Source organism: Weissella muntiaci (assembly GCF_008107635.1).
Classification (GTDB): Bacteria; Bacillota; Bacilli; order Lactobacillales; family Lactobacillaceae; genus Weissella; species Weissella muntiaci.
On sequence record NZ_SDGZ01000024.1, the window covers coordinates 40,586 to 64,163 of the forward strand.

General features: G+C 42.2%; 27 protein-coding genes and 1 riboswitch. Of the genes, 4 read left to right on the forward strand and 23 right to left on the reverse strand.

Annotated features, from left to right (window positions below; genetic code table 11):
• Nucleotides 1-3: 3 nt before the first annotated feature.
• On the reverse strand, nt 4-1,314 hold the full coding sequence (gene der, locus ESZ50_RS09820) for a ribosome biogenesis GTPase Der (protein WP_148623491.1): 1,311 nt from the start codon (nt 1,312-1,314) through the stop codon (nt 4-6).
• An 82-nt stretch (nt 1,315-1,396) separates the two neighbouring features.
• Nucleotides 1,397-3,241: a glycerophosphoryl diester phosphodiesterase membrane domain-containing protein gene (locus ESZ50_RS09825; protein ID WP_148623493.1), complete on the reverse strand. Its 1,845-nt coding sequence runs from the start codon at nt 3,239-3,241 to the stop codon at nt 1,397-1,399.
• 371 nt (nt 3,242-3,612) lie between these two features.
• On the opposite strand from ESZ50_RS09825, the gene ESZ50_RS09830 reads away from it, so the two are divergent.
• Nucleotides 3,613-3,804, forward strand: coding sequence for a hypothetical protein (locus ESZ50_RS09830; RefSeq protein WP_148623495.1), 192 nt, complete (start codon nt 3,613-3,615; stop codon nt 3,802-3,804).
• A 79-nt stretch (nt 3,805-3,883) separates the two neighbouring features.
• Here the strand turns inward: ESZ50_RS09830 and ESZ50_RS09835 are convergent, their stop codons facing one another.
• Nucleotides 3,884-4,150 carry a bacteriocin immunity family protein gene (locus ESZ50_RS09835; RefSeq protein WP_148623497.1) on the reverse strand — a complete coding sequence of 89 codons (267 nt, stop codon included), beginning with the start codon at nt 4,148-4,150 and terminating at the stop codon, nt 3,884-3,886.
• A 70-nt stretch (nt 4,151-4,220) separates the two neighbouring features.
• Between ESZ50_RS09835 and msrA the strand changes: the two genes are divergently transcribed.
• Nucleotides 4,221-4,754, forward strand: a complete 534-nt coding sequence (gene msrA, locus ESZ50_RS09840) for a peptide-methionine (S)-S-oxide reductase MsrA (RefSeq protein WP_148623499.1) — start codon at nt 4,221-4,223, stop codon at nt 4,752-4,754.
• A 53-nt stretch (nt 4,755-4,807) separates the two neighbouring features.
• Here the strand turns inward: msrA and rpsA are convergent, their stop codons facing one another.
• The 12 genes from rpsA to ESZ50_RS09900 form a co-directional block, all read right to left on the reverse strand.
• A complete protein-coding gene (rpsA, locus tag ESZ50_RS09845) occupies nt 4,808-6,070 on the reverse strand; it encodes a 30S ribosomal protein S1 (protein WP_148623501.1) in 1,263 nt (420 codons plus the stop codon).
• Between the two features lie 98 nt (nt 6,071-6,168).
• Nucleotides 6,169-6,837, reverse strand: a complete 669-nt coding sequence (gene cmk, locus ESZ50_RS09850) for a (d)CMP kinase (RefSeq protein ID WP_187387621.1) — start codon at nt 6,835-6,837, stop codon at nt 6,169-6,171.
• An 83-nt stretch (nt 6,838-6,920) separates the two neighbouring features.
• Nucleotides 6,921-7,481 (reverse strand): LysM peptidoglycan-binding domain-containing protein, encoded by a 561-nt coding sequence (locus ESZ50_RS09855; protein ID WP_148623516.1) that lies wholly within the window; start codon nt 7,479-7,481, stop codon nt 6,921-6,923.
• A gap of 98 nt (nt 7,482-7,579) precedes the next feature.
• Entirely contained in the window at nt 7,580-9,034 is a 1,455-nt protein-coding gene (locus ESZ50_RS09860; protein WP_148623518.1) for a RecQ family ATP-dependent DNA helicase, read from the reverse strand.
• Complete coding sequence (locus tag ESZ50_RS09865) at nt 9,021-10,088, reverse strand: helix-turn-helix domain-containing protein (RefSeq protein WP_148623520.1); 1,068 nt, start codon at nt 10,086-10,088, stop codon at nt 9,021-9,023. Before ESZ50_RS09865 ends, ESZ50_RS09860 begins: the two co-directional genes overlap by 14 nt.
• A 54-nt stretch (nt 10,089-10,142) precedes the next feature.
• Nucleotides 10,143-10,727, reverse strand: coding sequence for an ECF transporter S component (locus tag ESZ50_RS09870; RefSeq protein ID WP_148623522.1), 585 nt, complete (start codon nt 10,725-10,727; stop codon nt 10,143-10,145).
• Between the two features lie 86 nt (nt 10,728-10,813).
• A riboswitch (FMN riboswitch) is annotated at nt 10,814-10,946 on the reverse strand.
• 120 nt (nt 10,947-11,066) lie between these two features.
• Nucleotides 11,067-11,624, reverse strand: a complete 558-nt coding sequence (gene frr / locus ESZ50_RS09875; RefSeq protein WP_148623524.1) for a ribosome recycling factor — start codon at nt 11,622-11,624, stop codon at nt 11,067-11,069.
• Between the two features lies 1 nt (nt 11,625).
• Nucleotides 11,626-12,348, reverse strand: coding sequence for a UMP kinase (gene pyrH / locus ESZ50_RS09880; protein ID WP_148623526.1), 723 nt, complete (start codon nt 12,346-12,348; stop codon nt 11,626-11,628).
• A gap of 16 nt (nt 12,349-12,364) precedes the next feature.
• Nucleotides 12,365-13,243 (reverse strand): translation elongation factor Ts, encoded by an 879-nt coding sequence (gene tsf, locus ESZ50_RS09885; protein ID WP_148623528.1) that lies wholly within the window; start codon nt 13,241-13,243, stop codon nt 12,365-12,367.
• Between the two features lie 244 nt (nt 13,244-13,487).
• A complete protein-coding gene (gene rpsB / locus ESZ50_RS09890) occupies nt 13,488-14,264 on the reverse strand; it encodes a 30S ribosomal protein S2 (RefSeq protein WP_148623530.1) in 777 nt (258 codons plus the stop codon).
• A 127-nt stretch (nt 14,265-14,391) separates the two neighbouring features.
• Nucleotides 14,392-14,676: a GIY-YIG nuclease family protein gene (locus ESZ50_RS09895; protein WP_148623532.1), complete on the reverse strand. Its 285-nt coding sequence runs from the start codon at nt 14,674-14,676 to the stop codon at nt 14,392-14,394.
• Nucleotides 14,669-15,433, reverse strand: a complete 765-nt coding sequence (locus ESZ50_RS09900) for a tRNA1(Val) (adenine(37)-N6)-methyltransferase (protein WP_148623534.1) — start codon at nt 15,431-15,433, stop codon at nt 14,669-14,671. The genes ESZ50_RS09895 and ESZ50_RS09900 overlap by 8 nt, the downstream gene beginning before the upstream one ends.
• 92 nt (nt 15,434-15,525) lie before the next feature.
• On the opposite strand from ESZ50_RS09900, the gene ESZ50_RS09905 reads away from it, so the two are divergent.
• Nucleotides 15,526-16,158: a lysophospholipid acyltransferase family protein gene (locus ESZ50_RS09905; protein WP_148623536.1), complete on the forward strand. Its 633-nt coding sequence runs from the start codon at nt 15,526-15,528 to the stop codon at nt 16,156-16,158.
• A gap of 42 nt (nt 16,159-16,200) precedes the next feature.
• Here the strand turns inward: ESZ50_RS09905 and ESZ50_RS09910 are convergent, their stop codons facing one another.
• Together ESZ50_RS09910 and ESZ50_RS09915 are read right to left on the reverse strand one after the other, a co-directional pair.
• Nucleotides 16,201-16,434 carry a YneF family protein gene (locus tag ESZ50_RS09910; RefSeq protein ID WP_148623538.1) on the reverse strand — a complete coding sequence of 78 codons (234 nt, stop codon included), beginning with the start codon at nt 16,432-16,434 and terminating at the stop codon, nt 16,201-16,203.
• A 78-nt stretch (nt 16,435-16,512) separates the two neighbouring features.
• On the reverse strand, nt 16,513-16,767 hold the full coding sequence (locus ESZ50_RS09915; RefSeq protein WP_148623540.1) for a DUF896 domain-containing protein: 255 nt from the start codon (nt 16,765-16,767) through the stop codon (nt 16,513-16,515).
• 181 nt (nt 16,768-16,948) lie between these two features.
• Here ESZ50_RS09915 and ESZ50_RS09920 point away from each other — a divergent pair, with 181 nt between their 5' ends.
• The gene (locus ESZ50_RS09920; protein WP_148623541.1) at nt 16,949-17,473 is read left to right on the forward strand and encodes a LexA family protein; all 525 of its coding nucleotides are present in this window, start codon (nt 16,949-16,951) and stop codon (nt 17,471-17,473) included.
• Between the two features lie 37 nt (nt 17,474-17,510).
• Here ESZ50_RS09920 and ESZ50_RS09925 read toward each other — a convergent pair whose 3' ends face one another.
• The 6 genes from ESZ50_RS09925 to ESZ50_RS09950 all read right to left on the reverse strand — a co-directional run bounded on the left by ESZ50_RS09925 (nt 17,511) and on the right by ESZ50_RS09950 (nt 23,523).
• Nucleotides 17,511-18,035, reverse strand: a complete 525-nt coding sequence (locus ESZ50_RS09925) for an adenine phosphoribosyltransferase (protein WP_148623543.1) — start codon at nt 18,033-18,035, stop codon at nt 17,511-17,513.
• A 5-nt stretch (nt 18,036-18,040) separates the two neighbouring features.
• Nucleotides 18,041-20,347: a single-stranded-DNA-specific exonuclease RecJ gene (gene recJ, locus ESZ50_RS09930; RefSeq protein WP_148623545.1), complete on the reverse strand. Its 2,307-nt coding sequence runs from the start codon at nt 20,345-20,347 to the stop codon at nt 18,041-18,043.
• An 11-nt stretch (nt 20,348-20,358) separates the two neighbouring features.
• Entirely contained in the window at nt 20,359-21,342 is a 984-nt protein-coding gene (rnz, locus tag ESZ50_RS09935) for a ribonuclease Z (protein ID WP_148623547.1), read from the reverse strand.
• Between the two features lie 78 nt (nt 21,343-21,420).
• Nucleotides 21,421-22,164: a hypothetical protein gene (locus ESZ50_RS09940; RefSeq protein ID WP_148623549.1), complete on the reverse strand. Its 744-nt coding sequence runs from the start codon at nt 22,162-22,164 to the stop codon at nt 21,421-21,423.
• Between the two features lie 13 nt (nt 22,165-22,177).
• A complete protein-coding gene (locus tag ESZ50_RS09945; RefSeq protein ID WP_187387622.1) occupies nt 22,178-22,453 on the reverse strand; it encodes a hypothetical protein in 276 nt (91 codons plus the stop codon).
• Between the two features lie 143 nt (nt 22,454-22,596).
• The gene (locus ESZ50_RS09950; RefSeq protein ID WP_148623553.1) at nt 22,597-23,523 is read right to left on the reverse strand and encodes a DnaJ C-terminal domain-containing protein; all 927 of its coding nucleotides are present in this window, start codon (nt 23,521-23,523) and stop codon (nt 22,597-22,599) included.
• Between the last annotated feature and the right edge of the window lie 55 nt (nt 23,524-23,578).

Consider the following 23,578-nt stretch of genomic DNA (forward strand, 5'->3'; position numbering starts at 1 on the left):
TGATTAAGTTCGGGCACGTTTGATTAAGTGAATTGGCGTTCCAGTAAAGTCAAATGCCTTACGGATTTGGTTTTCTAAGAACCGTTCATAAGAGAAATGCATCAATTCTGGCTCATTCACAAAGACCACAAATGTCGGTGGCTGAACTGCTACTTGTGTTGCATAGTATACACGCAGACGCTTTCCGTTCATATTTGGTGCTGGGTTCAATGCCAATGCATCCATGATCACTTCATTCAAGGTTGATGATTGAATGCGACGTTGATGGTTCTCATTAACGCGCTTAATCAAAGCTGGAATTTTGTCCAAACGTTGCTTAGTCTTAGCGGATACAAAGATGATTGGGGCATAAGATAGATATTGGAACTCTGTCCGAATCAAATCTTCAAATTCGCCCATCGTGTGATTATCTTTTTCAAGCGTATCCCACTTATTAACCAAGATAATCACAGCTCGGCCTGCTTCATGAGCGTAACCAGCTACGTGCTTGTCTTGGTCGCGGATACCCTCTTCAGCGTTCAAAACCATCAAGACAACATTCGAATCATCAATTGCTCGCATTGCCCGCATGACTGAATACTTCTCGGTTGACTCATAAACCTTACCACGTTTACGAATTCCCGCCGTATCGACCATCGTGAACTCATCGCCTTCAGGCGTGGTGAACCTTGTATCGATAGCATCACGAGTTGTCCCCGCAATGTCAGAAACAATCACGCGTTCCTCACCCAAGATTGCATTAACCAATGATGACTTTCCAACATTTGGTCGACCAATGAATGAGAAACGAATCGTTTGGTCTTCAACATTTTCTTCTTTTTCTGGGAAATGTCCCATCACTTCATCAAGCAAGTCTCCCAATCCAGTTCCGTGAGAACCAGAGATTGGGAAAGGCTCACCAAATCCAAGTGCATAGAAATCATAAATATCTGCACGCTTTTCAACATTATCAACTTTATTGACTGCCAAAACAACCGGCTTATTTGAGCGATATAGAATTTTTGCGACGCGTTCATCCGCATCAGTCAATCCTTCAATAGCTGAGACCATGAAAACAATTACATCAGCTTCGTCAATCGCAATTTCTGCTTGTTGGACGATTTGTGACATGAATGGTTCATCACTCATATCAATTCCACCAGTATCGATCAATCGAAACTCGCGGGTCAACCATTCTGCACGCGTATAGATTCGATCACGAGTAACGCCTGGTGTATCTTCGACGATCGAAATTCGATCACCAGCAATTCGATTGAAAATTGTTGACTTCCCCACATTTGGGCGGCCAACGATGGCGACGATTGGATATGCCATTAGACGCCTCCTTTATTTTTTACTAAATGTACATTAACTAACAGTTAATTGTATCGTATTTATAGGTATAAAGATAGCTACATTACACGTCTCTATCCTGCCAGTCGGTATTTGAAAAGCTATTAAATATTTTATTGTTCATGTCTTGAATATAAATTCTAAGTTTCTGGGCATAGGTTAAGTCCTTATGCTCATCACGGACCATCTTGTTTACCAGCGGCATGTTATCACTAATTAACGCATCAACTTGATAAATTTGCATTCGTTGAACCGTATCAGTGTCATCAACGTCCCAGGCAAAGACCTTTTTGTTCTGATCATGTGCGTCCCAGACAAAGTCTTGATCGAGGCTCGACACCTCAACTGAGAAAGCATTCGCCTTAATACTTGGAACACCAAGTACATTGAACGGCATAATATAACTTGAGGTTGTCTTGGGTAATTTCTCTCGCAAACGTTCTGTCACTTTCAAATCGAGCGAGTGCATCATCGCCTTATTTGCAACAACTTCAGCGCCATATTGCTTGACGAAATTATCTGCCACCTGATCTGGATCTTCACCACGCCGGGTCTTTATTTCGATCAAGAGCTTCTGTTGTTGCTGATTAGCAGCCGCAAAATACTCCTCAAAACCAGGTAATTTAGCAGTGTATCCATTTTCCGATAACTTTAAACCGACCAGTTGATTATAATTTTTCTTTTCGACAATCCAGTTCTTATTGGCCAAGGTCTTCAAATTTGCATCATGCATTACAACGAATTTATGATCCTTTGTTTGCCGAATATCCATCTCAACATAATCAGGATGATATTCCCGACTCGTCTTCTCAAGTGCCGGAATCGTATTTTGCACACCCTCTTGATTTGACAGCCCCCGGTGCGAGATTAACATTGGCTGAGCAAGTCGCTTTGGTTGCATATATTCATAGGCTACCACCGTTACAGCTAACAATAATACTAACAACACTAGAATTGCGCTGAATGTACCCAGTATTCGAAAGCCTAATCGGAAACGCTTAAAAGCAATGACCGGAATTTGCTCAGGTAGTTCGTTTTTCACATCCAACAACTGAATAATCACAAAGAAAACCAATACTAGCGACAGAACTAATTCAATCAACCCAAATAATTGAATAATCAAGAGATTTACAATCCCGAACTGTAAAGCATACTGTGCCCAAGTGCTATCAATATAGCCCTGCAAACTCACCAGACCATATGCAACCAACACAAACACTCCAACAACGATTACCATGAGACTCGCAACTTGCAAGAAAAAGGCCCAGAAGTGCTTACGCGTTAACTGCCAACTCTTTTTCATTGAAGCTCGCAGATGCATTTCTTTTAAAATAATTAACGGCAATGTAAAGATCAATCGCCAAGCTAGATAGATACTCAATAACGTTACCATGAGATAGAGCACCTTAAAGACCCATGGACCGGTCATCATAACTTCCATCACGAAGCTTGGAATTCTAATTCTAGAGATAAAATCAACACTACCAGCTAACCCACTTAGCGGTAAGATAAAAAAGAAATAAGCAATGAAAAACAAGATTGTTGAAAACCGGATATGTTTTAATCGTGAGAATGAAATAAAAATTAACTGACGAAAAGTTACATATTCACGCCGCTTCACAAAATACGCTAAGAATATCATAAAGGTAAATTCTAGGTAGATAAAGATTAAGATCAGCAGTATCACCAGAATTAAACCTAAGGTTATCCAAAAATGATTTGTTATAATCGTGCTCAAATTATCAACCGAAATCGTTGAGAAATCTTGCTGCGCTAGAATCTTCTTCGTAATTAAAACTAATGCCGGGATGATAAAAGTAATCACCAACAAATGAAACAACAACACCGGTCGAACATAACGCCGACTAGTCGTCAAAAAAGCCCACAGATTTTTTATATACGCCTTCATCAATAACTCCCCATAAATCTACTTTTATCAATTTTATCATTTTTTCATGATATTTTTTGCCATTTATCAATCTAATTCTTTAACAGGCAACGTAAATACGAAAAAAATCATCATACATCATTGTCACACTAATTTAATCAATTTTCATAACAAGGTCCATAAATGTTTCACTATCCATCAATCAACATGTTTGACTCAAACACCAGACAGGGCTAGAATAATGCACTGTTATATACATTTCGCTAAGGTTGTCGCGCTTCTTAAAGCGGCTTCCTTATCAATCACCAAGAACCATCGCCACTTCGTCATTAATCATCCATTTATGACCAAATCACGAATAATATATTTTATATACTAACAAGGAAGCATCTATGAACAAGTCAAGCATTTATGGCTACATCAGTATCGTTTTAGCAAACCTCTTTGGACTCACCTCAATTTTCATCATCGATAGCACTGAGCAACCCTGGTTAACAGAAATTTTCTTGGTCCTAATGATCGTTTTCATCTTGATTGCTGCAACGCTTTTTATTGTCAGTAGTAACACCACACGTGCAGATTAACCTGCTAGTGCAAAAACGATCAGTTTCACATAAATACGCTAGTTACTTTTATTAGTAACTAGCGTATTTTTCTAGCTAATCAATCATTAGGCAACATACCACCAACTCCATTACCAAACAAATGTTGATTGCTAATGGCTTGATAAAATTCTGCCACCTTTGGCGTTAAATTTGATCGCAATGCAAGCGGCCGTAACGCGAACTCGAGCTCTTCCAGCGTTCGAGTTAATGATTGGCCGTCTTCAATTTGCTCCTTGCTTATCTGTAATAATTGACGTTCCCATGTGCGAACATGCTTATCTAAAATTAAGTTGTACATCCAATTTAAAGCAGTCACTTTATCCATAGTTAAATTATATCACGAGAGCGCTTACATGATATAATGATTGAAATTATCCGATAAAGGGGTGAAAAGAATGACCGAAGAACATGCAATTTTCGCTGGCGGATGCTTCTGGTGTACGGTTGAACCATTCGCCAGTAAACCCGGAATTATTTCTATTGTTAGTGGTTACACCGGTGGTCACATCGCTGATCCAACTTACGATCAAGTCATCGGTCAGTATTCAGGTCACGTTGAAGCAGTCGAGATTACCTTTGATAACCAACAGATTTCATACAGCGAACTTCTCACAATTTACTGGCAGATTATCGATCCGACGGATGCCAACGGTCAATTTGCAGATCGTGGTGAGAGTTACCGTCCAGTGATCTTTGTTAATGGTCAAGAACAACGTCGCCTTGCTGAAGCTAGTAAAGCTGATGTGATTGCCAGCAAGAAATATCATCGACCCATCATTGTTGAAATTCGCGACAATCAGCCATTCTGGCCTGCCGAGGACTATCATCAAGACTTTTACCGCAAGAATCCGCGCCGGTACCGGGCAATGGAACGTTCACGGGCATATTTGCGCTTTATGCAAAACATCAAAAACCATTTTTCAAAATAAAAAGCACTACTCACAAAGTGAATAGTGCTTTTTGTTATATACAGAAGTATATCTTAACGGAAGTCCTTTAGGATGTCACCAAAGGCATCACCCAAAGTTGCAGAACCTTCTTCGTCTTGTGTTGAGTAGTTCATAGGAGCTGACTCTTGACGTGGACGACGGCTGTTGCGACGTGGACGGTCGCTGTTGTTGTTGCCACCATTGTTGTTTGAACGCTCTGAACGCTCTTCGCGTGCAGGAGCCTCTTCCAAAGCCTTGATAGACAATGACAAACGTTGCTTGTCAGGGTTTACTTCCAAAACCTTAACCTTAACCTTATCACCAGCCTTCAAAACGTCTGATGGGTTATCAACGTGCTTGTGTGAGATTTGTGAAACGTGCACTAATCCTTCAACACCTGGGAATACTTCAACGAAGGCACCAAAGTCAACGACACGCTTAACCGTACCCTCGATGATGGCTCCTTCTGGAGCTTCAGCTGCTGCTGCTTCCCATGGTCCAGGTTGCGTTGCCTTGATTGACAATGAGATACGCTCTTTATCAGCATCCAAGCCAAGAACCTTAACCTTAACTTCTTCACCAACAGACAAAACATCTGATGGTTGTGAAACGCGTTCGTGTGAGATTTCAGATACGTGTACTAATCCGTCAACACCACCAAGGTCGATGAAGGCACCAAAGTTGGTCATACGAGCAACCTTACCTTCAACAACATCACCAACTGCCAATTCATTGAACACACGTGACAAAGCGGCTGCGCGCTCTTCATTCAAAACATCACGACGTGACAAAATCAAACGGCTGTCAGCTGCATTGATTTCAATAATCTTTGCACGAATAGTTTGTCCCTTGTATTGGTTCAAATCTTGCACAAAACGGTTCTCAATCATTGAAGCAGGTACGAAACCACGTACACCTTCAACATCAACAACCAAACCACCCTTAACAACTTGTGTTACTGGGGCTTCTACAATGTCATCAACATTGTGCTTGCTTGCGATTTCTTCCCAAGCACGACGAGCCTCAAGGCGACGCTTTGACAATAGGTATGATCCACCCTCTTTGTCAGAACCGATAGTTGAAACAACTACCAAATCCAAAACGTCTCCAACCTTGACCAAATCGTTGATGTTAGCATCACGATCAGCTGTCAATTCACGTGAAGGAATCACACCTTCAACACCGGCACCTTCGATACCGACGATAACTTGACGGGCGTCATCAATGGCCAAAACTTCACCCTTAACAACATCACCAACTTTAACTTCGGCTACGCTGTCAAGAGCTGCCAATAGCTCGTTGTTCTCTTCGTTCATTACAATATATCCTCCTGGTCACACGACTCTAACAGCAATTATACTAAAAATATAATCTAATTACTAGCAAATCTTTCGACTTTGTTTAAGATTTTCTATTATTTTGTCTTATCGGCTATAATTGCCTCGACGATTGCGACAACTTCTTCAATTGAATGACCAGTTGTATCAACCTCAACTGCATCATCAGCCTTCTTTAATGGTGAGATTTCGCGATGTGAATCAAGGTAGTCCCGCTTCTCAATCGCTGCCTCCAATTCAGCCAGGGAAGTATTCATCCCCTTGGCTTGATTCTCCTTAAATCGACGTTCAGCTCGTTCGAGGACTGACGCAATCAAGAAGATCTTCACCTGCGCTTTTGGCAAAACCGTTGTCCCAATATCACGGCCATCCATAACTACATTACTAGTCTGCGCAATTTCCTGTTGTAATTTAGTCATCGACGATCTTACCGCCGCATAAGACGAGACTGCAGAGACATTGGCTGTTACCGCGGTGGAACGGATTGCATCTGTAATTTCCTGCCCATTCAAATAAACCCTTTGTACCGGTTCACCTGGTGCAAATGTGATCTCTAGCTCAGGTAACAAAGCACTCACGGCTTGCTCATTATTTGGATCAATCTGAGCATTAAATGCCGCAAGCGTGATTGCCCGATACATTGCTCCAGTATCGACATAAACATAGTTTAATTTATTCGCCAGAATTTTTGCGATGGTTGACTTACCTGCCGAAGCTGGACCGTCGATGGCAATTTGAATAGTCATGATTTTCCCTCATTTTTTGTTTTTGCAGAATAAAAGCCGAATAAAGCCGATTGCAACGGTTCTATCCGACCTTTGGAGATTTCTTATTTGATCTTTAACTCTTGTCCGTAATACTGAGCATAATTCGACGAAGTTAACCCTGGATTAAGCGAGTACAATGCTTCTGGAGTTGTATTATTCTCCCGAGCAAAACTATACAGGGTTCCACTTGCAAACTTAGCCGTCGAATCAGCCTCTGAGCTTGACGCAGCTGCGGCCGAACTCGAAGCAGCACTCTCTGATGCAGCCTTACTTTCAGACGCAGCACTTTCTGATGCTGCTTTTTCGGAGGCTGCTTTTTGTGAAGCGGCCTTCGATGCAGCCTTCTTTGAACTCGAAGCAGATATATCAACATTTGACGTCTTGGTTGTTGAGCTCTGTGACAATGCTGCAACTCCCGTTGAATCGTTATTAGGTTGATTTAACTCTTGTAAATATTTATAAACTGGAATAAATGAAAGGGCAATGATCACCGCTACCAAAATTCCAACAATCATACTCACACGCTGTGACCGACGACGCGTTTGTGAACGTGAATAACGTTGAGCTGGTTGCTCATCAAAAGATGCCTCCCAAGGCTTTGATTGGTTATCTTTTTCTGTCATCTCTGATTTCCCCGCAATTCGTCTGCTTTCTTAATCTACAATATCATTATGATAATTTAGCACATATCCAAAGCAAATAAAACCACTCCGTCATTTTTTTAATCTAAATTAAATAGTTTCCTTAAGTTTTCCTGCCATGTTTCTGTGTACATCTGACTTGCTTTGTTCAAAACAGTATGACTTTTTCGAAATTGATCAAGTTCTTTGGCGGTTGTTCCCGAACTCTCATTAGTTTGATCAGCCTGGTTGGCAACTGTCTGATCAAACTCAACCAATAACTGACGCCGAAGATCTTTTGTCGACTGCATATAGCTAATCATCTGCGTCACGGCCTGTAACTTTGCTTGACGACGCTCTTGAAATAATCTTTTAGCTGTTCCTAGATCAATTGCCTGCTCTTGGTAGCCTTTTACTAAGCGCAACATTTGTGGCTCGATCGTAGCCCCATTGTCAGTATCACCATAAATAATATCAAGTTGCTGATCGGTTGGGATTGCGTGATCAATCATGCGCTGTTGCAACATTTCATCCCCTGGCACATATAAAGTCACCGCAAGTGCCGCCGCACCATCGCGGCCAGCACGCCCCATTTCTTGCAAATAATTCGCTAAATCTTGGCTTGGATGATAATGAATTACATAGCGAATATCATTCTTATCAATTCCCATTCCAAAAGCTGAGGTTGCTACAATCACATCTAATTTTCCAAGCATAAACTGTTGTTGAATTTTATAGCGCGTCAAATAGTTCATCCCCGCATGATAGGCCATTACCGCTTGATCACCATTAGTCTGCAGATATTCTGCTAAATTAAGCGCTAGGCGACGACTACTCACATAAATAATCCCCGGCCCTTGAAGCTGTTTAACTAATCCCGCCAAGCGAGTTTGTTTATCATGCTCATCCGCTAATTGCTCAGTATGTAAATGAATATTGGGCCGATCAGCACTCTGCCGGTATAAAAACCAATCCTGCTTATTAGCTAAAGTAAATAAAGCCTGCGTCTCTGATTGCATTGTAACTGTTGCAGTTGCAGTCAATAGCAATAATTGCGGTTGTCCCAGCATCCGATGAACTGAAGGCAGCTTTAAATATTCGGGTCGAAAATCTGGTCCCCAACTAATAATCGTATGCGCCTCATCAATCACAAGTAGGTTTAGCTCAATTTTCTTTAGTCGATTAATAACCGTTGTTTGACTCAACATTTCCGGCGAGATGAACAAAAAACGATATTGAGCCAAATTATCCATTACCATTTGGCGATCTCTCCCAACCAAAGTTGAGTTCAACGCCACCGCCTTTTGTTCGCCTAAATAATTAAGCCGGGCAACTTGATCTTGCATGAGCGAAAGCAACGGGGTCACGATAATCGTTAAACCATTTCTTAATCGCCCCAGCATTTGATAAATTAATGTTTTACCAGCTCCCGTTGGTAAAACCGCCAAAGCCGATTGACCTGCTAAGATCGCTGAAATTACTTCTGCCTGTCCGGGGCGAAAATCTTTAAAGCCGAATTCTTGATATAAATAGGCGTCCAAATCAGTCTTGAGCATCTTCAGTCACGGCCTCCTTAGTTTTCAAAATCGTATATAAGCGAAAATAGAAAAATTCCATTGGATCAGCGCTCTGCCGAACCTGCTTGAATTGCCAATTATCAATGTTTCCCTGCAACTTTGCCTGTAAGTATGTAACGATTGGCGCATTTAAAAATCTTTCATAAGGGAACTTCGCCTTATCTAACATAATTGCCGCTACTAACAAATGCTCGCGAATTGTACTAATTTTCAACTTACGATAATTTGCAATCTGCTCGATTGATAAATCATTTTCTATCGCTTGTAGCGTTTGGACGACCGGACCTGGTAATAGTGCTTTGACAGCCACCAACTGCCAAAGTTCGCGAATTGGCTTTGGCGAGTCATCGGGCAGCTCGCGGATTTTCCGCGACCAAGCAACATAGTGATTAAGTTGCCATAGCATGAAATCAAATTGATCCCATGAAGTTGGCAACTCCAATTGCTCTTGCACAGCACCAGCCTCATAATGGCCAATCCAAGTTGCCACCAACTTGTTGGCCTGCATTGCGGGTAAGTCGACTAGGAAGTCACGAACCTCTTGAACCCATTGTGCTGTTAATTGTGGCTGGCGAACTTGATAATACCAACGCCGTACAAGAAACATCAATTGCGGTCCTACTTGCAATGGATAATATTGTTTATTCTGATACGCTCGTTCAGAAACAATCTGATTGGCCAGTAAGAAGCCCGCTTGCCAATTTTCGGCATTAATCTGGCTAAATTCATGTGGATCTTCCAGCTTCACGTGCTCTTGCAAGTAGCGTTCTTGTACTTCAAGCCCCTTACTCGTTAATAGAACCTGGCCTTCTGTGTCAATCACAACCATCTCATCTTTTTCATATTGCGCTAAAATCGCTTCGAATTCGGGCAAAGTTAATTTAGCCAACAAACCAATATAATCTAACAATTGGTATCTCAAGCCCCAGTATAGGGTAGACACCGTTGTTTGATTTTTCAACAAACCAAAAATCACCCGATTTCTACGCGGTTGTTGCGGAGAAAACAGGGTGATTAAAAAATCATTAACCATGGCTACCTCCTAGTCTTTTTAACTAGTGTAGCATAGTCGAATTGTTAAATTTATTTATTTTGCTAACTCTTGTGCTGTTCGATTAATAAACGGCCGTAATGCTGAATATACTAGCCCCGTTGCTAATCCTAGGATCACTCCCTGCGCCAAGTTAAATGGTACAACCATGTAGAGCATATACGTGCCCAAGCCAATAATCTGCTTAATATCAAAATTGGCAAACATCGCATACAAAGGAACCGCATAGAAATAATTTAATATGACCATCGCCATGGTCAGTCCAAGTGTCGCTAAAACAATACTAACTGTAAAGTTTTTAATCGTGAAACTCTTTGACCGTTTCAACCATAGGTAGATAATCGTCAAAAAGATCCCCATTGAAATGATATTCATCGGCAGACCAATATAATCATTAACACCTTGATTATTCAACAGTAGCTTCAAAAGCGTTCGAAGGAATAAAATCATATACCCGCTTCGTAGATCTAACATTAAGGCACCCAAAACAATCGGCACAATTGAAAAATCAATTTTCAAGAAGCTCGCACCTGGAATGAGCGGGAAGGTTGGGAAAATCATTAACCCAAATGCAACAACTGACAACAGTGAAATCACTGTTAAACGACGTGTAGAATTCATAAAAATATACCGCTAAGCTAACCGTTTCCACAAAAAAAGCCTTTTTCGTATCAGGGCGACACAAAAAAGACGGCTAGTTAGACTATCCTTTCCTTCTTCATACCAGACTATACTGTCGGTTCCGGAATCGCACCAGATCAATCACATTGTGAGTCGCGGGACTACTGTTAAATACAGATTACCGCCGGTCGGGAATTGCACCCTGCCCTGAAGTATTAAATTTTACAACTATAATTATAGGTCAAAAGTAAGTGATTTTGCAAGTAATATTTGATTCCAACAAAAAAACCTAGATTGAAAAACTCAATCTAGGCTTTAAATATAAATTAAACGAACATCTTAAATGGTCAAAAGCTCGTTTTCCTTTTCAGCCGCAATGGCATCCAAATCCTTAACAGCTTGATCAGTTGCTTTTTGAATATCGTTTTCTAGCTTATGAGCCTCATCTTCGCTCATTTCACCATTCTTTAAGGCTTTCTTCGTCTCATCCATCGCATCACGACGAACGTTTCGAATTGCCACCTTTGCTTGCTCTGCTTCACCCTTAACTTCTTTAGCCAAAGTCTTACGAGTCTCTTCAGTCAAAGCAGGGATCACCAAGCGAATCACAGTACCATCATTGGCCGGCGTCAAACCTAAATCAGAAGCAAAAATTGCTTGCTCAATGTTTTTTAGCGCTGACTTATCAAATGGCGTGATCAACAAAACACGTGCTTCAGGAACCGTCACTGAAGCTAATTGATTCAAGGGTGTATCGGCACCATAATATTCTGCCGTAATATTACGTAGAATTGATGGATTTGCTACACCAGCTCGAATGTTACCAAGGTTACGACGTAAAACATCGCCCGCCTTGGCCATCTTATCTTTTGTATTATCAATGATAGAGTTAGCCATCTTACTTCCCTTCTACAGTCGTACCGATACTTTCACCAAGAATAACACGTTGGATATTTCCTCGAGTATTCATATTGAAAATTACTAGGTTAATATCGTTATCCATTGATAGAGATGATGCTGTTGAGTCCATAACTTTCAAACCTTGCGCAATGATATCCTTATGCGTCAATGAGTCGAACATTATCGCATTTGGGTTCTTACGTGGATCATCATTATAAACACCATCAACACCATTCTTCGCCATCAAGATTGCCTCAGCATTAATCTCGGCAGCTCGTAAGGCAGCAGTCGTATCTGTTGAGAAGTATGGTGAGCCTGTACCGCCACCAAAAATTACAACGCGACCCTTTTCTAAATGACGAACAGCTTTACGCCTTACATAAGGCTCAGCCACTTGACGCATCTCGATCGAAGTTTGTACTCGTGTCGGTACATCAAGCGCCTCAAGCGCATCCTGCATTGCAAGTGAGTTCATCACCGTTCCTAGCATGCCAACATAATCAGCCTGTGCGCGCTCCATACCAAGCTTTGCACCTGCTTCACCACGCCAAAGATTACCACCGCCAATCACGATTGCAATCTCCACACCAAGTTCATACACTTCTTTGATTTCTTGAGCGATATTGTTGACAGTTTCTGGATCAATTCCATAACCTTTTTTACCGGCTAGAGCCTCACCTGATAACTTCAACAAAACGCGCTTATACTTTACGTCTGTCATTTTTTATCAGCCTCAATTACTTGATTTGACTCATAACTTCAGCAGCGAAATCTACTTCAGCCTTCTCGATTCCTTCACCAACTTCGTAACGAACGAAGGAAACAACTGAACCATTCTTTGACTCAACATAGTGTGCAACAGTTTCCTTACCGTCACCCTTAACAAATGGTTGGTCAACCAATGAAATATCAGCCAAGAACTTGTTCAAACGTCCTTCAACCATCTTTTCCTTGATGTTTTCAGGCTTACCAGCCAAGTCCTCTGAGTTCATTTGAACTTCCTTCTCATGTGACAAGACATCAGCAGGAACTTCTTCGCGTGAAATGTATTGTGGTGCAATCGCAGCGATGTGCATTGCGATATCCTTGGCAGTTGCTTCATCAGCACCGTCCATCAATACGATTGATGAAATCCGGCCACCCATGTGTGAGTAAGCACCGAAGTTTTGTCCAGCATGCTTCTCAATAATTTGGAAACGACGCAAAGTGATCTTCTCACCAGTGATTTGAGTAGTGTGAATAATCAATTCATTCAAAGTTTGGTCAGCAGAAACCTTCAAAGCCAAAGCAGCTTCAACATCAGCTGGCTTAAACTCAACGATTGCATTTGCAACGGCGTGCAACAATTCGTTAAATTCTGCGTTACCAGCAACGAAATCAGTTTGTGAGTTCAACTCGATGATTGCCGCAAAGTCATCCTTTACAGCAACATAAGTCATTCCTTCAGCGGCAACAGTGTCAGCCTTCTTAGCAGCCTTTGCCATACCCTTTTCGCGCAAAACGTCAATGGCCTTATCCATGTCACCGTCAGTTTCAACCAAAGCCTTCTTGGCGTCCATCATTCCAACGCCAGTCTTTTCACGTAATTCCTTAACTTGCAATGCAGTAATAGCCATGTTGTTAAGTCTCCTTAAAAATCTTATTAGTTATCTAAAATATTATACACAAATATCGAGCCTTTTCCTAGCGGTCCCCGTTATTATTTTGAATTGTTTTACTTTAATAGCTGATTACCCAATCAAAATATGTTACTTATGACTGAATAGGACATTTTCAATGTTGTATAAAACTTTATCCGCAAAAAAACTGGCTGCATTTCTGCACCCAGTTTTTTTCTAAATCTACCGAAGCAAATTTAAATTAGTTGTTACCTTCAACAATTTCAGTCAATTCTTCAATTGATGCAGCCTTGTCTGAACCTTCGTTGTCAAAGTCTTCTGCAGCAACAGCATCTTCACCTTGGTTACCCTCGATGATAGCGTCAGCCATCTTTGCAGTGATCAAACGAACGGCACGGATAGCGTCATCATTTGATGGGATCTTAACATCGATTTGGTCAGGGTCAGCATTAGTATCAACCATGGCAACGATTGGAATGTTCAACTTGTGTGCTTCTTGCACAGCAATTTGTTCCTTGTGTGGATCAACGATGAACATCAAGTCTGGAACCTTAGGCATATCAGCGATACCACCCAAGAACTTCTCCAACTTCTCACGCTTCTTGTTCAAAAGCGCAACTTCCTTCTTTGGCAAACGGTCGAAAGTACCATCTTCAGCCATCGCACGCAACTCCTTCAAGTGCGCGATACGTTGTTGGATCGTTGACCAGTTAGTCAAAGTTCCACCCAACCAACGGTGGTTTACGAAGTACATGTTTGCACGAGTTGCCTCTTCAGCAATTGCGTCTTGAGCTTGCTTCTTAGTACCAACGAACAAAACCGTTGCACCATCAGCCGCTGCATCGCGAACATAGTTATAAGCTTGGTCAACCAACTTTACCGTCTTTTGCAAGTCGATAATGTAGATTCCGTTACGCTCTGTAAAGATGAATTCGTCCATCTTTGGGTTCCAACGACGAGTTTGGTGTCCAAAATGTACACCAGCTTCAAGCAATTGCTTCATTGAGATTACTGCCATGAGTATCTGCCTCCAAATGTTTTTCCACCTAACATCGCATGTAGATCCACAACCAAAATGGCACACGTGTATCTATTGGTGTTAGTGAGTATTTTTAGTCCAAGGACCAAGAGTTAATTCTACTTGATTATTTGTCCGGTGTAAAGTCCGTAACGCCATTTGCTCGCAAGTACGCAATTTTCTCCGTCCGGCGCTTACGCTTAAATAATGCTTCAGCACTCATTGCGTCGTGTTTACTTTCATAAGCTTGCGCAAATAATAACTTCAATGGACGCCGGCTTGCGGGTCGCGTATATTTTGCGCCCTGTCCCGCCTGGTGCGTGGCGAAACGCCGTCCAACATCATCTGTATAGCCCGTATACAGAGTACCAGTAGCCGTTAAGAGCACATACATATAATAAGGCTTAGTCATGATCCGAGCGACCTTCATAAATTGCCAAAACTTCGTCAGTATATGAGTTATCAGCATGATGGGTGATAATTGGTGGTAAAATTCTTGCTCCCGTCAACTGTCCGTCTTTGATGGCGTCAATTAATACCACATTCGCCTCCATCCCCAACTTGGGGTAGATAAACTGAATTTTCTTGGGTGCCAAATTAACAGCTTGCAAAGCCGCCAAAATCTCAAAAAGGCGATCAGGTCGATGTACCATATAAAAATGACCACCGCTTTTCAATAAACGATTAGCTGTTTGTGTTACCAATTCCAAATCTGCTTTAATCTCATGCCGCGCAATAGCATAATGTTCATTCAAGTTTTTCTTGGTCGTTTCTTCAACCGTGAAATAAGGAGGATTCGACACAACAGTATCAACGGTTCCTGCTTTAATCTCATCAAAAACTTCCCGCATATCAGTATTGATAATCTGAATCTTCTCATTCAATTCGTTCATATCGACTGATCGTTGCGCCATATCGGCTAAGCGTGGCTGAATCTCAACCCCAATAATTTTACCGATAATTTTGTGCGCCATAAATAGCGATACCGCACCATTTCCAGCACCCAAATCAACTGTCAATCCTTTACCGCGCTTCTTTGGATTAGCAAAGTGCGCCAATAGCACTGCATCCAACGAAAAAGAGAACACCTCTGAACTTTGAATAATTCGAACACTGTCGGCATAAAGCATATCAATTCGTTCACCCGGTAGCATTTTCACATCTTTCATTTTTATCTCCAATTTGCCACATCATTTGAAAATGTGGGATAATATTCAGGTTATTAAAAGTTTACAATTTATTTGTACGTATAGGAGCACTTATGTTTTACACATTTATTCGTGCCGTGGCTGCCGGAGTCGTTTGGCTAGTCAACGGGCGTTTTGAAATCCATAACGCAGATAAGCTGCCAGAAGGTAACTACATCTTAGTCGGCCCTCACCGAACTTGGTGGGATCCAATCTTCTTTGCCTTGGCAGCTTGGCCAACTCGGTTTATGTTTATGGCCAAAATTGAACTCTTTAAGAATCCTATTTTACGCTATATCTTGGTACACGCCAACGCCTTTCCAGTTGACCGTGCCAATCCTGGTCCGAGTGCCATCAAAACACCCGTGCAAAACCTGAAGAAGGGTAATTTGTCATTGATCATGTTTCCTTCTGGATCACGTCACTCACAAGAAATGAAAGGTGGCGCAATGGTGATTGCTAAGTTATCCGGTGCACCGATTGTACCAATGGTTTATCAAGGTCCCGTCAAATTTGGCACGTTATTCAAGCGGAACAACGTCAAGATGAGCTATGGTGACCCAATCTACATTGATAAAAAGATTAAACTATCCGATGAAAACATTCAACAATTTGGTCATGATTTACAGGCAGCTTTTGATCAGGTTGATCGGGCCCTTGACCCATCATTCGTTTATGTTGATCCAAGTCCAAAAGAGGACAAATAAAAAGAAGCCGAGCATCGTTGATGTCCGGCTTCTTTTATTTGTTTACTTCTTCGTTTGTTGTTGCGATGCTTGCTTCATTTGAGCCATTGTCTGTTTCAATTGCTTTTGTGAAGGCTTACGCCCCATGTTTGTCATCATTTGACGCATCATCTCTTCTGAAATTGGTGGGTTCTTTTGTAGGTAGTTCTCCATGGTACGACGTGCCAAGAAGAAACCAAGCAATGCTCCAACCAAAAGTGCAACAACAACAAGTGTAATCCAAAGTCCAGTATTCATGTTATATTCTCCAAGTAAATTAAAATCCAATCATAATTTTATCATTTTTACCGGGGTTTGCCTAGATTGATTATTGTATTAATCGTCACGCAAACCCTTTTCACGCTGGATTTCACGAACCTTCTCTGGTGTGACTTCTTTACCGTCATCATCAAAAACTTGCATCATTTCAACTTGTGAACGAAAAGAAGCGCGGAAGTTTTCCAAAAACTCTTGGCGTAACTCTTGGCGTTCAGCCTCTTCCTCCGTGGATAGTCCTTCTGCGGTCTTTGCCTTAGCTGCCAAGTCATTAATCCGAGCGCGAACGGCCATCATACGATCAGTCTCTGCCATATTCTAATCCTCCAAAAGTAACTTTTCTCAATTTTAACATGTTCGTTACAAATACGAAATAATGGACGCTGACTTTCCATCATTAATTATTAGTCTGGTAAACGTGCTAAACTAGATAATAAAGGTCTTATAGTTATGATCTCGCCCAAGGTTTCATCTTGGGTAAGTCAAGGAGGTTCCTATGTCAGAACGTCACGAAACCCAATATAATGTGCTAAAATTTATTGCCGGTTACCTTAGTACACATGGTTATGCTCCAACTGTTCGCGAGATTGGTGCCGGAGTTGGATTAACTGCACCCTCAACAGTTCATGGTCATTTAGCGCGCCTTGAACGCAAAGGTTTTCTTAACCGAAAGGCTAATCAATCTCGTAGTTGGGAAATCACCGCTTCGGGGTATCACTTTTTGGCACCAATCGCTGATACTGAATTAGAACTAAACATCACTGATGACACAAATTCAACTTTCCCGCCAGATTTCGGCACTAATTCAGCACAATTTATTTTTGTCCAACCAAATGATAGTTTAATCAATGAACATATTCTTGCAGGAGACCAACTCTTAATCTCCGCTACAACGGACGCGTCTGCGAATGTTTTAAAAGCATATCAAGACAGTAATGGTACTTTGTTGATCGATCGAGCCTTGGTGGGTGAAACGTTTACCCTAGTCGGGATAGTAACGGCGATCTATCGTCAAATTTAAAAAGGTTACCTAGAAAAATCTAGGTAACCTTTATTTTTTAATCGTTGTAGTTCATTAATGCAAGAATGTCGTAACCAGCTAAACGATCTCGTCCATGCAAATCATTCAATTCAATCAAAAATGCTAAGGCGACAACTTCACCACCTAGGCGTTCGACCAAATTGATTGTTGCTGCAATCGTGCCACCAGTTGCCAAAAGGTCATCCGTAATCAGAACCTTATCACCTGGCTTAATTGCATCAGTATGCAATTCCAATTTTGCCTCACCGTACTCTAAGGCATATGACTCTTGAATTACCTCACGTGGTAGCTTTCCTGGTTTACGTGCTGGAACCAATCCAATCCCCATCTCATGGGCGACTGGTCCACCAACCAAGAAGCCACGTGACTCTGGTCCAACAATTACATTGACACCACGTCCACGGGCATATTCAGCGATGCGTCGAGTTGCCTCGGCGTATGCCGCCCCATCTGAAAGTAACGGGGTAATGTCACGAAAATTAATCCCTGGTTCAGGGAAATCTGGAATTGATCTGACAAAATCATGCAAATCTAAGGTCATTGCTTTTAGCTCTCCTGCTTACTTAAGTCAGTCAACAACTGTTCTAACTCAGCCGTTGTACTGTAAATTAACTGTTGCTCCAACTCTCGGCGATTAAGAAAATCCCGATATGCGGGCATGTCTTCCAAGGTTACCGACGCTGGGTCTGCAACACCATTCAAAAAACCATCTTCTATTGTAACAAATTTTGCCTGCAAAAACACCTGAATTAGTAAGGTTAATGTATTACGCTCAACCTGTAGGTACTTAGCCAAATCATCATACTGCGCCTTAAAAGCAAAATTTGGATGACCCATGACAAATTTATACAACTTTCCAAAATCCGAGCGTTGTGGTGCTTGTTGTAAATAGGCTGGACTTTTTGCATAAAAAATCGGTGCCAAACGCTTAGTCGGCACAAAGCGGAGCACTTCCGCCAGCTGTTCAATGCTATCTGGGAGATCAACCAACGCCATCGTCTCGATCGACGTTTTGTTAAAAGCATCCTCCCACCATAGGGCTTCTGCTCCAGACTGCACATACTGACGCGCTTGTTCAAACATTGACTTTTGAAAGAAAATATACGAAGCATTTTGACTAAAAGTCTGTCGCGTCAACCGCGTTGTTCGCCAGTCCAAAAGTGCCGACCCTTGAGCCTGAATATCTGTCATCATCATTTGGTAGGTGGTTGCTCCACGAAATGTATTCTCACTCATAGTTCCAACTAGTTTTAACTCTTGAAAACGCCCTAACAAATCATCAGCTAAGTTACCAAACCCAAAGGCAACTACCGGTACACCTGCATCTTTAGTTTGACCTGTAAACCGTAAATGCTTGCCCTCACTCATCGTCTTAACATTTTCAACGCCACTTAACTCGACTGAAAACAAGGGCTCCGGGTTTCCTTGTCCAAAGGGCGCCAAAACACGTAGCGCCTCAAAATTCTCTCGATTAAAGTCCTTACCACTGATTGTTGCTGCAATCCTGAGTTCTGGTAATTCTGCTGAAGCAATTCCTTGAGTTTGAGCGGCTTCTTTCAGTGCACCACGAACAGCAACGACTTTATCAAGTGGAATTGTCATTCCTGCGGCAGCCGCATGACCACCAAAAGCTGTCATTATGTCACGATGTGGATCAAGAGCCGAAAAAAGATCAAAGGCTGACGTTGATCGTCCAGAACCCTTTAATTGAGAACCTTCAGTTGTCAGAACCAAGGTTGGCTTACCAGTTTGTTCCACAACCTTAGCTGCAACAATTCCTAGAATCCCTTCATGCCAATCCGCACCAACTAGCACCAAAACAGGATCATCCACATATTGTTCTGCCTGAGCCAACGCGGCAGTTGTCACTTCGCTCACCAATGTTTGACGTTCAGCATTCAACTTCTCAACCGTCTGGGCAATTTGTTTGGCTTGGTCCATTTCATCAGCTAGTAGTAACTCCACACCAGCACTAGCCGATGCTAACCGCCCTAACGAGTTCAACCTTGGCCCAATTGTAAAGCCAATCGTAGCCGCCTCAATCTTGCTAACATCACTACCAGCCTCACGCAACAAAGCGTCCAGTCCAGGTCGTGGATCGGTCTTTAGGCTTGCCAGACCCAGTGTTACAATTGCTCGATTCTCATCGGTCAATTCCATCACGTCGGCCACGGTACCAATTGCTGCCAAGTCGATTACTTCATCCGCTGGGGCTTCTAATAACGCCGAAGCAACTTTGAAAGCAACTCCAGCACCAGACAGACCGCCAAAGGGATAATTGCCAGCTGGATGTCGTGGATGAACCACTGCGAAAGCTGCTGGCAGTTGCGCTGGCAACTCATGATGATCTGTAACGACCGTATCGATTCCTTGCTCATTTAACCATGCAATTTCATCGAATCCAGAAACACCATTATCAACCGTAATTAACAACTGCATCCCCTCAGCCACCAGGCGCTGATACTGGGCAAGATTCGGTCCGTATCCATCATCAAAACGGCTTGGTACAAAGTAGATCACATTGGCGCCCATAATTTCTAACGCCCAAGTCATAATTGCAGTGGAAGTCATTCCATCAACATCGTAATCACCGTACACAACGATTTGTTCCTCGTTGTCAACCGCCTGCATAATCCGCTCGACGGCCCGATCCATATCATGTAATGCAAACGGATCATGTAATTGTGTCTCATCGGGCGCTAGAAAAGCCTGGGCCGCATCCAATGTATCATAACCACGCGCCAATAATATTTTTGCAACCAACTCAGAAACGCCAAAGGATTCCACATATTCCTTAACCTTTTCCGGTTGATCTACTTTAGGGAAGACCCATTTATTTCGAGCAGAAATCATATTACGCTCCTTTACAAATCGCTATCTTCGGGCATCGACAATTTAATCGGTTTGCTGTTATTTTGCTGGCCAAAAGGAATTTCAAAAACATCAAAATCGTTTACAACACGCGTATTCTTGAAAACTTCCTGAGCCTGATAAGCCAATTCATTTGCCGTTTTACCAGCATAACGTGCCGATATATGAGTCAACAACAACCGGCCAACACCTTGCTCTTGCGCTACAGTTGCCGCCTGCATATTTGTTGAATGATAATAATTCCGCGCTAGCTTCGCCTCACCCTTACCATAAGTGCTCTCATGCACCAAAACGTCTGCATCTTGTGCAAGGATTGCCACGTTAGGCGTTTTCCGCGTATCACCTAAAATAACAACCTTACGCCCTGGCTTAGCCGGACCGATTACATCCTGAGCTCGAACTATCCGCCCATCTGGCAATGTAACATCTTGTCCGCCTTTAAGTTGACCATAAACCGGACCTGCTGGAACTTTCAATTCCTGTAACTTATTAACTAACAATTCACCAGGTAAATCATGTTCAACGATTCGATAGCCAAAAACCGTAATCTTATGATCCAGCGGCAGTGCACTGACCGTAAACTTAGCATCTTCAAACACAATCCCACCCTCGTTTGGAAGTTCGGTGAAGTGTAATGGATATGTCAGATGAGTTTGTGAAAGATGTAAGCTGTTTTCGACAAACTGCCGAATCCCCTTAGGCCCATAAATATGTAACGCGTCCTCGCCACCTTGAAACGAACGTGATGACAATAAGCCCGGCAAACCATAAATATGGTCACCATGTAAATGTGTAATAAATATCTTGTCTATTTTTCTTGGTCGAATCGTTGACGAAAGCATCTGGTGCTGCGTTCCTTCACCGGCATCGAAAAGCCAGACGGAGTTACGTTCTTCCAACAAACGCAACGCAACGCTGGTGACGTTACGAAAGCGCGCTGGCACACCTGCTCCAGTCCCTAAAAATTCAAGTTGCATAATCAACCTCTTTTCATCAAAAAAACCGCACTACGACGGTTTATTATAAAATAATTGTAGCATTTTTACCCAGTATTATCAGTACTTAATCCGAATTGGTTTTGCCGGCTGAACTAAGTCCTCAATTGTATTGGCATGTTTGACCGACGCAAACTGCAAAGTCAGATAACCGCTATTAGGTGTACTATTTGGCACAATCGCACTTGCACCCGTTGTAATCGTCAAACCTTCAAAAACACCGGTGCTACTGAGACTCGTATCGTTCTGTAAGCCATTCAACGATGAAATAACCCCGCCACTATTGATCTTAATTGTCGAAATTCCCTCGGTTGTTACATTTACATCGCTAGAATTTGCAATCATATAGTCAATCGCCATTGTCTTGTAATGCTTACCCAAGTCGGGTTCATTATAACTAACACGGGCCGTCTGCAAACTCTCATTCGTTCTAGCAGTATTCTCAAAGATTGAAATATTCAAAATTCGATAAATAATTTTACCATTCGTAATCAACTTGCTCGATGAAGTTTTAGCAACCAACTTCGTTTCTAGTCCATTTGAATCAATCGTGAATTGCCCAACATTATTCAAAACACCCGAAGAAGCATAGTTAGGATCCGATAAATCAGTCTTAGACGGCGAGTAACTCGCACCCGTGGCCTCTTTTTTCACCAGTGCCTTATTAGTAGTCTTGTTTTTCTGCGCTTGCGTCAAGGTTGGTACACGTAACTCACCGTTACCACTACCAAATGACTTAATTGTCCCAGCAACTAAAATAACCACTAAGATCGCTAGAAATAAATATGTAACTTTATGCCGCACAATTGATTGCTCCCTATCCTAATCGTAAATTGCCATCGACCACGCGATAGCCATATATTGTTATCAGCTCGCCCCGTCGCTCAAACATCAACTGGCTGGTATCCGCAAATTCGTTCTGCTGTAATTCTGCTAGCGTCACTGGAATTTCATCCGCTAGTGCTCGTAAAATAAGTTGTTGATCCTGCAAGGCCAATTGTGTAACTGGCACGTCATTCTCCAGTCCAGGGATCAATATGACTCGTTCAACTTCCATTCCTTGAGTGGATATTTTGAAATCACCTAAATCCATCTTGATCCCTTTCGTTAACTTTACAAAACTAAATATATCATCATTATCACATGCTATCTGATAACCGTAAATGATCGCAAAATAAAAAGGTCGTTAAATAGTATTAACAACCTTTATTGTACTAATTTTTGCTCAGATGTACCTTAACCGAAAAAGCCTTTTTTGTGGCCTTCGCCAGTCATCAACTCATCGAAACTCTCTAAGGCCTTCTTTTGCTCCTTACCTAGCTTCTTAGGAACATCAATATAAACAATCACAAATTGATCACCCATACCACCACCACGCATGTAAGGAGCACCCTTACCGCGCAAGCGGAAACGAGTACCGCCTTGGGTTCCTGCAGGAATCTTCAACTTAACCTCGCCATGAACCGTCTTTACGTCAATTTCGCCACCCAACGTCGCCATTGCGAACGTAATTGGTTGCTCCAAGAAGACGTTAGCGCCCTCACGCTCGAAACCATCCTTAGATGGTTGTACTCTGAAGGCCACAAACAAATCACCATGTGGTCCACCATTAGTGCCAGGCTCACCTTGCTCGGTCAAACGCATTTGTTGGCCATCTTCGACTCCGGCAGGAACTGTAATCTTAAGTTCCTTATTTTCGGTCTTACCATCAGCCGTTGAACGTGTATAATCGATGGTCGTTTCCTTACCAAAGATCGCCTCTTCAAAGGTCAACGTCATCCGATATTGCAAATCTTGTCCTTTACGAGGACGGTTTGGATCACTAAAGCCACCACCAAAGAATTGCCCAAAAATATCGCCCAAATCAGAGAAGTCAGTATACTGACCACCACCGCCGAAACCATTAAAGCCGCCGAAACCACCTTGTCCACCGAAATTACCATTAGCACCAGCTTCACCATATTGGTCATAAGCGGCCCGCTTTTGTTCATCCCCTAGTGTCTCATAGGCTTCTTGAACTTCTTTATATTTCGTCTCTGCACCGTCCTCATGATTAATATCTGGATGGTACTTCTTTGACAGCTTTCGAGCTGCCTTTTTGATTTCGTCTTGGGAGGCGTTTTTATCAACTCCAAGCCGCTCGTAATATTCTGTGTTATTCATGAGGGTGACCCTCCCTTTCCTTATAATATGTATGAGAATGAACTAGCAAGTCCAA